The following is an 11,755-nucleotide window of genomic DNA, read 5'->3' as shown; positions in this document are numbered from 1 at the left end:
AAAAGATGCGCGCGGATTCTAGCCGATCTCACACCCCGGTCGAGCAGCCGGCGGAACAACCGCGTTCGAACCAAGCACCGTCACATGGCCCAGCTTCCGCCCCGGGCGCGGCGCCTTCCCGTACCGGTGCACGAACGTCCGCCCCGGGTACGCCGCCTCCAGCGCTGCCAGCGCCTCCTCGTCGATGTCGCCGATCAGGTTGAGCATCGTCGCCGGCTCCCGCAGCGTCGTGTCCCCGGGCGGCAGCCCCGCCACGATCCGCACCAGCTGCGCGAACTGGCTCGTCGCGCACGCCTCGATCGTCAGGTGCCCCGAGTTGTGCGGCCGGGCCGCCACCTCGTTCACCAGCACCCCGCCGTCCGGCAGCAGGTAGCACTCGAGGCACGCAATGCCAACGAGCCCGGCGCCCTCCGCGAACCGCCGCGCGAACTCCCGCGCCGTCGCCGCCGACGCCTCCGGGATTTCCGCCGGCGCGCGCGAAATCCGCAGAATCCCGCCCCGGTGCACGTTCCGGATCGGGTCGAAGAACGCCAGCTCACCCGCCCGGCTCCGGCAGACGATGACCGAGAACTCCGCCGCGAACGGCACCCGCTCCTCGACCACGCACGTGCCGCCCCCGAGCGACGCCCACGCCTCCCCCAGTTCGCCCGGTGCCGTCACCCATGCCTGCCCCCGGCCGTCGTAGCCGCCCGTCGCCCGCTTGACGACCGCCGGCATCGCCAGCTCCCGCCCCGCCGCCTCCGCCTCCGCCGCACTCGCCACGATCCGGTGCCGCGGCACCGCGATGCCCAGCCCGGCCGTGAACGTCCGCTGCTTCGCCCGGTCCTGCGTCGTCAGGATGATCTCCGCCCGCGGCAGCAGCTCCATCCGCTCCCCCACCGCCGTCAGCGTCGCTGCCGGCAGCGTCTCCGTCTCCACCGTTGCGACTGCCGCCAGCTCCGCAAACCGCGCAATCGCCGCCCCGTCCGTATACCCCCCGACGACCAGCTCGTCGGCCACCGCGGCGGCCGGGCAATCAGCCGTGTCGGTGAAGGCCGCCACCCGGTAACCCAGCGCGTGCGCCGCCTCGGTCAGCATCAGCCCGAGCTGCCCCCCGCCGATGACGCCGATGGTCGAACCCGGGGGCAGCGCCGTCATGCCAGCTGTTCGCCCAGCACGCGGTCCCGCTCCTCCGCCATGAACGCCGCCACCCGCTCCCGGAGCGCGGCGTCCTCCGCGCCGAGCAGCCGCACCGCGAAATGCGCCGCGTTCACCGCACCCGCCTCGCCGATCGCCATCGTCGCCACCGGCGTGCCGCGCGGCATCTGAACAATCGAGAGCAGCGAGTCGAGCCCCTGAAGCGCCTTCGTCTGGATCGGCACGCCGATGACGGGGAGCGGGGTCTGCGCCGCGGTCATCCCCGGCAGATGAGCCGCGCCCCCGGCCCCCGCGATGATCACCTTCAGCCCGCGCGCCGCCGCCGTCGAGGCGTACTCCGTCACCAGCCCGGGCGTCCGGTGCGCCGAAACGACCCGCGCCTCGTAGGGCACCCCGAACCGCTCGAGCACCTCCGCCGCCAGCCGCATCGTCGGCCAGTCGCTCGAACTCCCCATGATGATGCCCACCAGCGGCGCCTCCCCGGCCATGCCCGCATTGTACGGCCGCCCGGCGCTACGGGCGGCGGTTCCGCGCGTGTTCGGCCAGCGCCGCGAAGAGGGCCGCCACCCCCGTCGTCGGCACCGTGATGAACGGCGGATCACCCGCCTCCCGCCGCCGGTAGAGGTCGCTCACCTTGTGCGGCAGCGGCGTCCCTGCCCACGCCAGCACCACATCCGCCCGCGCTTTGTCCGCCCTCGCATCCTGCTCCGTCACCCGCACATCCCCCTCTACGAACTGCAGCCGCGGTCCGCCCGCTTCCCGCATCAGCCGCGCCGCCTCCTGCCGCGCCGGCGGCGCGCCGCCCAGCACCAGCACCTCGCGCACTCCTGCCGCCCGGCACGCCTCCGCCGCCAGCCGCGCCGCCTGCAGCGAGTTCGATCCCCCGCACCCGGCGCACCGCTCCCGCGTGGTCCGCACCACCGCCCGGCCCGTCCCCCGCGCCGCAGCCTCACACGCCGCCGCTCCGCACCACCCCGCAACGCCCGCCCAGAGCGCCTCCCGCGCCCGCTCCTTCTTCGTCACCGCCATCCGCGCCTTCTTCCCGTTCGTCAGCCCGGCCGCCACCAGCACCCCCCGCGCCGCCGCCAGCCCGGCAGCATCCACCAGCCCCTCCTCGGCCAGCCACGCATCGATCGCGAAATCGGCGCTCACCTGCTCATTGTCGCAGGGAGCGCCGACACCGCCTGTCGCCCGGGATGCTGCCGCCTACTGCGCCGTGAACGTCTTCCGTACGCCGTTCACCACCACCGTGTACTCCCGGCCGCTCACAAAGTCCGACCCCAGCTCCACCGTCGACTCGTGCGTGCCGTACACCATCGTGCACGCCACCTCGTCGCTGTCCGGCACCCGGTTCGTGACCCGGATGACAATCTCCGCCTCGGTCCGCGCCACCATCTCCCACCCCGCGAACCGCGCACACCCGTTCGGCAGCCCGCTCGTGATCACCACCGCGTACTGCGGCGGCATCGTCTCCCGGACGACGATGTCAATCGCATCGATCGGCGCATCGACCACCTTCGTCGGGTAGCTCTCGTTCGGCCGCGACCCGGTCGAACCATCATCGTCAATGCACGCCGCCGCAACGGCGAGAACCGGCATAGCCGCCAGGACCAGCAGAAACCGATGCACAAACGTCTTCATGCCACTGAAGACGCTGGCCTCCCCCCAAATGTTCCCCCGCCGCCGTAGCTTACCGATTGGTAAACCGCTATGCTTCGCCCACAGGCGGCCATCGCCGCCACCCAAACCCAGCCCTGGAGAACCCGAACGTGAAAGTACGCGTCAAGACGGACATGTGCGAAGGCCACGGCAAGTGCGAAAAAGCCGCCCCCGAACTCTTCAAGGTCGGCGACGACGACGTCTCCATCGTCCTCATCGAAGGCGACATCCCGAAGGAGCTCGAGGAAAAGGCCGAGCGCGCCTACCGCCTCTGCCCCCGCCAGGCGATCGAACTCCTCCCCTAGCACCGGCCTGCCCCGAAACGTAAACGCCGGTTCACTTTCGGGCGCCCATACGGTACCATCGCGCCACCAATATCCCCCATAGACCCGGGCCATGCCCCCGGAGGAGCCAGTTGACCGCACCTGCCATCCAACCCTCAGACATCAACCTCAACGACCCTGAGCGCTTCCAGAGCGGGGAGTTCCACGAACTCCTCCGCATCCTCCGCCAGCACGACCCGGTCCACTGGAACCCGCCGGGCGAAGTCTCCAACGGCTTCTGGTCCATCACCAAGTACGAAGACATCCTCTTCATCTCCCGCAACCCGGAGCGCTTCATCTCCAGCAAGGGCATCGCCGGCCCCGGCATCAAGCCCGAAAAGCTCGCCGAGCTCGACTTCGCCGCCCAGCAGCAGAACGCCGGCGGCAACGCCTCCATCATCACGATGGACCCGCCCCGCCACGTCAAGATGCGGCGCCTCGTCAACAAGGGCTTCACCCCCCGCGCCGTCAACGCCATGGAGCCCGAAATCCGCCGCATCACCAACGAAATCCTCGACCGCGTCGCCCACAAGGGCGAATGCGACTTCGTCCTCGAGGTCGCCAGCCAGCTCCCCCTCGCCGTCATCTGCGGCATGATGGGCGTCGAGCAGAAAGACTGGCCCCTCATGTTTGAGCTCACCAACAAGGTCCTCGGCTCCGGCGACCCCGAGTACCAGACCGATGTCCCCGAAGAAGAGCGCGGCACCGGCGCCGCCGCCCGCGCCACCGCCCTCAAGGGCCTCCAGACCATGCTCGAATACTTCCGCGGCGTCCTCGAAGACCGCCGCCAGCGCCCCCGCCAAAACGACCTCGTCACCATCCTCCTCGAAGCCGAGGTCGACGGCGAAAAGCTGACGGAAGGCGACATCCTCCAGTTCTGCTTCCTCCTCATCGTCGCCGGCAACGAAACCACCCGGAACGCCATCTCCGGCGGCCTCCAGGTCCTCTGCCAGCACCCCGACCAGAAGCGCCAGCTCATCGAGGACCCCTCCCTAATGGACTCCGCCGTCGAGGAGATCCTCCGCTGGACCTCCCCCCTCCACCACATGGCCCGCACCGCCACCGTCGACGTCGAACTCCGCGGCAAGCAGATCCGGGCCGGTGACCGCATCCTCATGTGGTACCCCTCCGCCAACCGCGACGAAGACATCTTCGAAGACCCCTACCGCTTCGACATCCGCCGCACCCCGAACGACCACCTCGCCTTCGGCATCGGCGAGCACTTCTGCCTCGGCGCCGGCTTCGCCCGCAAAGAGCTGAAGGTCATGTTCGAAGAACTCTTCCGCCGCTTCCCCGATATCGAAGTCGTCGGCCCCCCGGAGCGCCTCCGCTCCACCTTCATCAACGGCATCAAGCACATGCCCGTCCGGTTTACCCCGGAACGCTGACCCCGCGGCCTGGCGCCCCCCACGTCTTCCGGCCCGGGCGCCAGTGTCGTACCCTATCGACCGGACGGTAAATCACCCGGGACAGAACCCAGCCAGACAGCACAGCGGAGCACAACGTGACCACCGAAGCCCAGACCCTCACCCTCGCCGATATCGACCTCAACGATGGCCTCCTCTTCGAGCAGGGCCTCTCCCACCAGGCGTTCAAGCTCCTCCGCAAAGAGGACCCAATCTCCTGGACGCCCCCGACCCAGGACGTCAAGGGCCACTGGAACCTCGTCAAATACGAGGACGTCCTCTTCGTCTCCCGCCACCCGGAGATCTTCAGCTCCGAAAAAGGCATCACCGAGTACGAGCCCATCGATGAGAGCGAGGCCCTCCTCGCCGCCCAGGGCAACGGCAAGATGATCATCACGATGGACCCGCCGCGCCACGTCAAAATGCGGCGCCTCGTCAACAAGGGCTTCACCCCACGCGCCGTCGCCCTCTGGGAACCCAAAATCCGCGAAACCACCAACATCCTCCTCGACCGCATCGCCAAGAAGGGCGAGTCCGACTTCGTCCTCGACGTCGCCTGCAACATCCCCCTCGCCGTCATCTGCCAGATGCTCGGCGTCCCCGAAAAAGACTGGGAGCTGATGTTCGCCCTCACCAACAAGGTCCTCGGCTCCGGCGACCCCGAATACCAGACCGACGTCCCCGAGGACCAGCGCGGCACCCCCGAGGCCGCCCGCATCACGGGCAACATGGGCACCATGCAGATGTTCGGCTACTTCGCCCAGGCCCTCATGCAGCGCAAGACCGCCCGCACCGAGGACATCATCTCCCTCCTCATCGACTCCGAAGTCGACGGCGAAAAGCTCACCGATGAGGACATCCTCTGGTTCTGCTTCCTCCTCATCCTCGCCGGCAACGAAACCACCCGGAATGCCATGTCCGGCGGCCTCCTCGCCCTCTGCGAACACCCCGACCAGAAGAAGAAGCTCCTCAACGACATGTCGCTCATCGACTCCGCCGTTGAGGAGATCCTCCGCTGGGTCTCGCCGGTCACCCACATGGCCCGCGTCGCGAAGGAGGACACCGCTATCCGCCACCAGCCGATTAAGGCCGGTGAGCGCGTCGTCATGTGGTACCCCTCCGTCAACCGCGACGAAGACGTCTTCCCGAACGCCGACGTCTTCGATATCACCCGCACCCCGAACGACCACCTCGCCTTCGGCATCGGCGAGCACTTCTGCCTCGGCGCCGGCTTCGCCCGCCTCGAGCTCAAGGTCCTCTTCCAGGAGCTCTTCCGCCGCTTCCCCGACATCGACCTCGCCGGGCCGCCCCAGCGCCTCCGCTCCACCTTCATCGGCGGCATCAAGCATCTGCCGGTGAAGTTCACGCCCGAAAAGTAGCCGGGCGCTCCTCCTGTCTTTTCCCCTCGTGCGACGGGGGCCGGGTACTCCGGCCCCCGTCCGCGTTGTCCGGCATGCGCCCCCCGGCGCGCCCGCTATCGCCCCCGCGCGCAGAGCGCCACCGGGTCACCGTAGTAGGCCAGGATCGCGTGCGCCGGGAAGCAGATGCGCGTCGGCCCCTCAGCCGCTGCCGGCGAACGATCCTCCCTGCGCAGCCCGAGCCTCCCCAGCACGCCCGACCAGAACGACACCCCCCCGGACTCCCGCACCACCCGGAACTTCCCGGCCTCCAGCCCCGCCAGCGCCGCGGCCCGCGCGTACGCCTCAGGCCGGTCCGCCGTCCCGTCGATCAGCCCGAGCTCCTCCGCTGTCCGGTTGTCGTACACCATCGCCCCGATCCGGTCCCGGATCGTCGCCTCCGGGATCTCCCGCTTGGCCGCCACATACCGCACGAACTCCGCGTACTCGTTGTCCACGCCCCGCTGCAGCTCGGCCTTCTCCTGCTCCGTCAGCGGCCGGTACGGCGCCCCCACGTCCTTCGAACGGCCCGCCGTGATCGGCTGGAAGATAATGCCGTTCCGCGTGGTCACCCCGCCGCCGAAAATGCCGCCCTCGGTCGCGAAGATCCCGTCCCAGTACTCCACCGCTCCCATCGTCACCCCGATGCTCCCGACGAGGCTGCCGTAGTCCGCCACGATCAGGTCCGCCGGCGCCATCGCGTACATCCCGCCCGAGGCGCTCAGCCCCGCCACGAACGCCACTACCGGCTTCCCGGTCTTCGACCGGTACTCCTCGATCCCGGCCGCAATCGCCCGCGCCCCGAAGATCGTCCCGCCCGGCGTTTCGAACTCGAGAATCACCCCGGCGACGTCCTTGTCCTCGGCCGCCTTCCGCAGCTTCTCACGCACCTCATACCCGTACACCACGCCCGGCAGCCCGAAAAACCCCGAAGGCTCCAGCTCCTCCCCGAGGATCACCCCCGTCACCGGGATGGAGAGCAGTTTCCCCGGGGCATCGGCCTCGCCGTACACCACATCCTCGCCGTTCCCGCCCGAATCCGAGACCGCAGCGATGATGACCGCGAGGATGATGACCGGCAGGAAGAACGCAAACCCCAGCGTCACGCCGAAGCACCCCGCCGCCACGACCGCCTTCACGCCGGTCCGCCAGATCATCGTCCAGGTCCCCTCGCGCGCCCCCGGCGGCGGATACGGCCCGCTGTACCAGGCCTGCAGCCCCGGCCCGTAGCCCACGACGGGCGTCCCCGCCTGCGGCCGCGCCTCCTGGGGCTGCGGCCCCGGCCCCCGGGAGCCCCCGGCGCCCCGGCGCTACCGGGCGTCCCCATCGTCGATTCATCACCCATGCTCGAACCCTCCGCCCGCAACGCCTTGCCAGCGCGGGCACCCACAGCCTAGCAGACCGCCCCCGCACCCAAAGAGAACACCGATCGGATGAGGGATGAGGGATGAGGGATGAGGGATGAGGGATGAGGGATGAGGGATGAGGGATGAGGGATGAGGGATGAGGGATGAGGGATGAGGGATGAGGGATGAGGGATGAGGGATGAGGGATGAGGGATGAGGGATGAGGGATGAGGGATGAGGGATGAGGGATGAGGGATGAGGGATGAGATGCTCTCTCAGCTCCCACCTCCCACCTCCCTCCTCCCTCCTCCCCCGGCGGGGCCGGGGCGGGCGTGGCGGGGCTCCCTCCTCCCTCCTCCCCCGGCGGGGCAGCGGCGCGGGCGGCGGGGTTCCCTCCTCCCTCCTCCCCCGGCGGGGCAGCGGCGCGGGCGGCGGGGCTCCCTCCTCCCTCCTCCCTCGGCGGGGCGGCGGCACCGGCGGTTGGGCTCCCTCCTCCCTTGCATTCCCCTCCGCTACCTCGTACCATTGTTGAGCAAATCACTCGACTTTTGACGAGAGGAACCCCACCCGCCCCATGCGCGTCTCCACCCGCGGCGATTACGGGCTCCGCGCCCTCATCGAACTCGCCGCCAACTACGGCGGCGGCCCACTCCAGTCCTCCGAAATCGCCCTCCGCCGCCACATCCCTGAGCAGTACCTCGACCAGCTCCTCGCCACCCTCCGCAAGGCCGGCTTCATCCGCAGCGTCCGCGGGCCCTCCGGCGGCCACGAACTCGTCCGCCCGCCCGACCAGATTACCGTCAAGGAAGTCATCGAGGCCCTCGAAGGCTCCCTCTCCCCCGTCGCCTGGCTCGATGAACCCCCCGAAATGACCGACCACCCCCACCAGTGCGGCCAGCGCGAAATCTGGGAGCGCATCCGCAAAGCCACTGAGGAGATCCTCTCCGCCTACACCGTCGCCGACCTGCTCGAACGCGAGCCCACCGCTGTCGCCGGGAGATGGGTGATATGACCGTGCCAACCGGGCGCCCACTGGTCGCCGATTCCGTCCTCGACCTCATCGGGGGAACCCCCCTCGTCCGCCTCAAGCGCGTCATTCCCCAGGACGCCGCCACCGTCCTCGGCAAAATGGAAAGCCTCAACCCCGGCGGCAGCGTCAAAGACCGCATCGCCCTCGCCATGATCGAGGAAGCAGAGCGCTCCGGCCGCCTCGCCCCCGGCTCCACCATCGTCGAGCCCACCTCCGGCAACACCGGCATCGGCCTCGCCCTCGTCGCCGCCGTCAAAGGCTACCGGCTCATCCTCACCATGCCCGAAGACATGTCCGTCGAGCGCCGCCGCCTCCTCGAACGGTACGGCGCTGAACTCGTTCTCACCCCGGCCATCGAAGGCATGACCGGCGCCGTCTTCGCCGCCCAGGAACTCTGCCGCGAACACCCCGACTACTTCATGCCCCAGCAGTTCGAAAACCCCGCCAACCCTGCCATCCACGAGCAGACCACCGCACGTGAAATCCTCGAAGCCACCGGCGGCCGCATCGACGCCTTCGTCGCCGGCGTCGGCACCGGCGGCACCATTACCGGCGTCGGCCACGTCCTCCGCGCCGAACTCGGCGACCGCGTCCACATCGTCGCCGTCGAACCGGCCCGCTCGCCCGTCCTCTCCGGCGGCCGCGCCGGCATGCACGCCATCCAGGGCATCGGCGCCAGCTTCATCCCCGGCGTCCTCGACCGCCAGGTCTACAACGAAATCATCCGCGTCGAAGACCGCGACGCCGTCCAGTGGTCGAAGAAGCTCGCCCGCGAAGAAGGCATCCTCGCCGGCATCTCCGCTGGCGCCAACGTCTTCGCCGCCCGCAAAATCGCCGAGCGCCTCGGCGCCGGCAAGACGGTCGTCACCGTCATCTGCGACACTGGAGAGCGCTACCTCAGCGTCAACATGTAACCCCAGCCGCCGCCCGCGCCCACGCGCAGGGAGAGTTGCAATGTGCAACGATAATCCAGCCGACCGCAGCCGAAGGAGGACCCCCGTGTCAGTCAACGTCTACATCCCCACGCCGTTTCGCCACCTCGTCGGCAACCGCGCGAACGTGCGTGCTACCGGCGTCACCGTCCGCGACATCATCGACGACCTCGACCGCCAGTACCCCGGCTTCCGCGCCCAGCTCGTCGATAGCTCCGGCAAGCGCGCCCGCCACATCAACATCTACGTCAACCAGGTCGAAATCGAAAACCTCGCCGACGAAGCCACCGAGCTCCATGAAGGCGATGAGGTCGCCGTCATCCCCGCCCTTGCCGGCGGCGCACCCACCGCCCTCACCCCCGAGATGGTCGAGCGGTACAGCCGCCACATCATCATGCCCCAGGTCGGCAGCGCCGGTCAGCGCAAAATCATCGAGTCGCGGGTCCTCATCATCGGCGCCGGCGGCCTCGGCTCCCCCGTCGCCCTCTACCTCGCCCTCGCCGGCGTCGGCACCATCGGCATCGTCGACTTTGACGTCGTCGACCGCTCCAACCTCCAGCGCCAAATCCTCCACCAGACCGACGACATCGGGAAGCCGAAAGTCCAGTCGGCCCGCGAAACCCTCCTCGCCCACAACCCGAACATCGAGGTCGTCACCCACGAAACGCCGATCACCAGCGACAACGCCATGGAGATCATCAGCCAGTACGACATCGTGGTGAACGGCGCCGACAACTTCGCCACCCGCTACCTCGTCAACGATGCCTGCTACCTGCTCAAGAAGCCGCTCGTCGATGGCTCCATCCTCATGTTCGACGGGCAGGCCACCACCTACCTCCCCGGCAAGGGATGCTACCGCTGCCTCTACCCGGCCCCGCCGCCGCCCGGCATGGTCCCCAGCTGCGCCGAAGCCGGCGTCCTCGGCGCCATGTGCGCCACCATCGGCAGCATCCAGGCCACCGAAGTCCTCAAGCTCATCCTCGAAATCGGCGAACCCCTCGTGAACCGCCTCCTCCTCTACGATGCCCTCACCCTCGAGTTCCGCATCGTCAAAATCCGCCGCGACCCCAACTGCCCGCTCTGCGGCGACAACCCCACCATCCACGAGCTGATCGACTACGAAGCCTTCTGCGGTGCGCCCATCCCCCACGCCGCCGCGCCGTTCGGCGGCTAGCCCGCCGTATACCCCACCTCCCGGAGAACCACCCGACATGACCAGCACGGCCACGCCTACCGTCAGCGTCCGCCTCACCGCCGTCCTCCAGAAGCTCACCGGCGGCCAGAAGACCATCGAAGCCTCCGGCCGCACCGTCGCCGAAGTCTTCGACGACATCGAAGCCCGCTACCCCGGCTTCAAAGCCCAGGTCTACGGACCCGACGGCAAGCCCCACCGCTTCGTCAACATCTACCTGAACGACGAGGACATCCGCTACACCGGCGGCATCGATACCGCCCTCAAGCCCGGCGATGTCCTCGATATCCTCCCCGCGCTCGCCGGCGGCCAGTAGCCCCAGCCCCGATGGCCCTCTACCGCTCCGTCCTCGACCTCATCGGCAACACCCCGCTCGTCGAGATGCAGAAGCTCTCGCCGCGGCCGGGCATCCACCTCTACGCCAAGCTCGAGGGCCAAAACCCCACCGGCTCCGTTAAAGACCGCATCGCCAAGTACATGATCGAGGCCGCCGAGGCCCGCGGCGAACTCAAACCCGGCGATACCATCCTCGAACCCACGTCCGGCAACACCGGCATCGGCCTCGCCATGATCGGCCGCGTCAAGGGCTACCGCGTCGTCTGCGTCATGCCCGAAAGCGTCAGCGAGGAGCGCACCTTCCTCCTCCGCGCTTACGGCGCCGAAATCATCTACACCCCCGGCGAACTTGGCTCCAACGGCGCCATCGCAAAGGCGAAAGAGATCGTCGAGGCGAACCCCGGCAAGTACTACTTCCCCTACCAGTACGGCAACGAAGCCAACCCCCGCGCCCACTACGAAACCACCGGCCCGGAGATCCTGCGCGACCTCCCCGAGGTCACCGTCTTCGTCGCCGGCCTCGGCACCGGCGGCACCCTCACCGGCACCGGCCGCTTCCTCAAAGAGCACAAGCCCGGCGTCAAAGTCATCGCCGCCGCGCCCCACCCCGGCGACCTCGTCCAGGGCCTCCGCGCCCTCGAAGAAGGCTTCATCCCGCCCGTCTTCGACGAAACCGTCCTCGACGGAAAAATCGTCGTCGACAGCCGCTCCAGCTTCGCCATGGCCAAGGAGATCACCCAGAAAGAGGGCCTCTTCGTCGGCATCAGCTGCGGGGCCGTCGTGAAGGCCGCGCTCAAGGCCGCCGAGCGGCTCGAAGGCGAACAGCACATCGTCTGCCTCCTCGCCGACGGCGGCTGGAAGTACCTTTCCTCCAACCTCTGGACCACCGACTGGGAAGACCTCCCCGAGGACATCGAAAGCAAAATCTGGTGGTAGCCCCCGCCGGCGCCCCCCTCCGCGACACCCTTTGACGCCTCCCCCGGTTACCCTCCCCCGG

The 11,755-nt window shown here is 68.8% G+C and carries 13 protein-coding genes; 8 read left to right on the top strand and 5 right to left on the bottom strand.

All coding sequences use genetic code 11. The features are described 5' to 3' along the window. Nucleotides 1–18 precede the first annotated feature (18 nt). From purK to A9A59_RS00960, 4 genes are read right to left on the bottom strand one after another with little or no spacing between them, the layout of a single operon-like run. Nucleotides 19–1,137 (bottom strand): 5-(carboxyamino)imidazole ribonucleotide synthase, encoded by a 1,119-nt coding sequence (gene purK, locus A9A59_RS00975; RefSeq protein ID WP_098502496.1) that lies wholly within the window; start codon nt 1,135–1,137, stop codon nt 19–21. Then, complete coding sequence (gene purE, locus A9A59_RS00970) at nt 1,134–1,625, bottom strand: 5-(carboxyamino)imidazole ribonucleotide mutase (protein WP_098502495.1); 492 nt, start codon at nt 1,623–1,625, stop codon at nt 1,134–1,136. The genes purK and purE overlap by 4 nt, the downstream gene beginning before the upstream one ends. 25 nt (nt 1,626–1,650) lie before the next feature. Beyond that, entirely contained in the window at nt 1,651–2,289 is a 639-nt protein-coding gene (locus A9A59_RS00965) for a hypothetical protein (RefSeq protein WP_098502494.1), read from the bottom strand. A 54-nt stretch (nt 2,290–2,343) separates the two neighbouring features. Further along, the gene (locus tag A9A59_RS00960; RefSeq protein WP_098502493.1) at nt 2,344–2,778 is read right to left on the bottom strand and encodes a hypothetical protein; all 435 of its coding nucleotides are present in this window, start codon (nt 2,776–2,778) and stop codon (nt 2,344–2,346) included. A 128-nt stretch (nt 2,779–2,906) separates the two neighbouring features. Between A9A59_RS00960 and A9A59_RS00955 the strand changes: the two genes are divergently transcribed. The 3 genes from A9A59_RS00955 (at nt 2,907) to A9A59_RS00945 (ending at nt 5,904) form a co-directional block, all read left to right on the top strand. Further along, nucleotides 2,907–3,101, top strand: coding sequence for a ferredoxin (locus tag A9A59_RS00955; protein ID WP_098502492.1), 195 nt, complete (start codon nt 2,907–2,909; stop codon nt 3,099–3,101). Between the two features lie 110 nt (nt 3,102–3,211). After that, nucleotides 3,212–4,507: a cytochrome P450 gene (locus A9A59_RS00950; RefSeq protein WP_098502491.1), complete on the top strand. Its 1,296-nt coding sequence runs from the start codon at nt 3,212–3,214 to the stop codon at nt 4,505–4,507. A 116-nt stretch (nt 4,508–4,623) separates the two neighbouring features. Then, on the top strand, nt 4,624–5,904 hold the full coding sequence (locus A9A59_RS00945; RefSeq protein WP_098502490.1) for a cytochrome P450: 1,281 nt from the start codon (nt 4,624–4,626) through the stop codon (nt 5,902–5,904). Between the two features lie 95 nt (nt 5,905–5,999). Here A9A59_RS00945 and A9A59_RS00940 read toward each other — a convergent pair whose 3' ends face one another. After that, nucleotides 6,000–7,157: a S49 family peptidase gene (locus A9A59_RS00940; protein WP_098502489.1), complete on the bottom strand. Its 1,158-nt coding sequence runs from the start codon at nt 7,155–7,157 to the stop codon at nt 6,000–6,002. 685 nt (nt 7,158–7,842) lie between these two features. Between A9A59_RS00940 and A9A59_RS00930 the strand changes: the two genes are divergently transcribed. From A9A59_RS00930 to A9A59_RS00910, 5 genes are all read left to right on the top strand, one after another. Next, on the top strand, nt 7,843–8,280 hold the full coding sequence (locus A9A59_RS00930; RefSeq protein WP_098502487.1) for an RrF2 family transcriptional regulator: 438 nt from the start codon (nt 7,843–7,845) through the stop codon (nt 8,278–8,280). Continuing rightward, nucleotides 8,277–9,212 (top strand): cysteine synthase A, encoded by a 936-nt coding sequence (gene cysK / locus A9A59_RS00925; RefSeq protein WP_278286744.1) that lies wholly within the window; start codon nt 8,277–8,279, stop codon nt 9,210–9,212. The genes A9A59_RS00930 and cysK overlap by 4 nt, the downstream gene beginning before the upstream one ends. Before the next feature lie 85 nt (nt 9,213–9,297). Then, nucleotides 9,298–10,404, top strand: a complete 1,107-nt coding sequence (moeB, locus tag A9A59_RS00920; RefSeq protein WP_278286743.1) for a molybdopterin-synthase adenylyltransferase MoeB — start codon at nt 9,298–9,300, stop codon at nt 10,402–10,404. 37 nt (nt 10,405–10,441) lie between these two features. Then, on the top strand, nt 10,442–10,738 hold the full coding sequence (locus tag A9A59_RS00915; RefSeq protein ID WP_098502484.1) for a MoaD family protein: 297 nt from the start codon (nt 10,442–10,444) through the stop codon (nt 10,736–10,738). An 11-nt stretch (nt 10,739–10,749) separates the two neighbouring features. Next, on the top strand, nt 10,750–11,694 hold the full coding sequence (locus A9A59_RS00910) for a PLP-dependent cysteine synthase family protein (RefSeq protein ID WP_098502483.1): 945 nt from the start codon (nt 10,750–10,752) through the stop codon (nt 11,692–11,694). The last annotated feature ends 61 nt before the right edge of the window (nt 11,695–11,755 follow it).

Source organism: Tepidiforma thermophila, assembly GCF_002563855.1.
Classification (GTDB): domain Bacteria; phylum Chloroflexota; class Dehalococcoidia; order Tepidiformales; family Tepidiformaceae; genus Tepidiforma; species Tepidiforma thermophila.
Note: the sequence above shows the minus strand (reverse complement) of the source record. Positions and strands in the feature narration are given on the sequence as shown.

Excerpts from the sequence above, each read along its gene's own strand:
- purE (WP_098502495.1), bottom strand. The coding sequence starts at position 1,625 with ATGGCCGGGGAGGCGCCGCTGGTGGGCATCATCATGGGGAGTTCGAGC.
- cysK (WP_278286744.1), top strand. The coding sequence starts at position 8,277 with ATGACCGTGCCAACCGGGCGCCCACTGGTCGCCGATTCCGTCCTCGAC.
- A9A59_RS00930 (WP_098502487.1), top strand. The coding sequence starts at position 7,843 with ATGCGCGTCTCCACCCGCGGCGATTACGGGCTCCGCGCCCTCATCGAA.
- A9A59_RS00915 (WP_098502484.1), top strand. The coding sequence starts at position 10,442 with ATGACCAGCACGGCCACGCCTACCGTCAGCGTCCGCCTCACCGCCGTC.
- A9A59_RS00910 (WP_098502483.1), top strand. The coding sequence starts at position 10,750 with ATGGCCCTCTACCGCTCCGTCCTCGACCTCATCGGCAACACCCCGCTC.
- A9A59_RS00960 (WP_098502493.1), bottom strand. The coding sequence starts at position 2,778 with ATGAAGACGTTTGTGCATCGGTTTCTGCTGGTCCTGGCGGCTATGCCG.
- purK (WP_098502496.1), bottom strand. The coding sequence starts at position 1,137 with ATGACGGCGCTGCCCCCGGGTTCGACCATCGGCGTCATCGGCGGGGGG.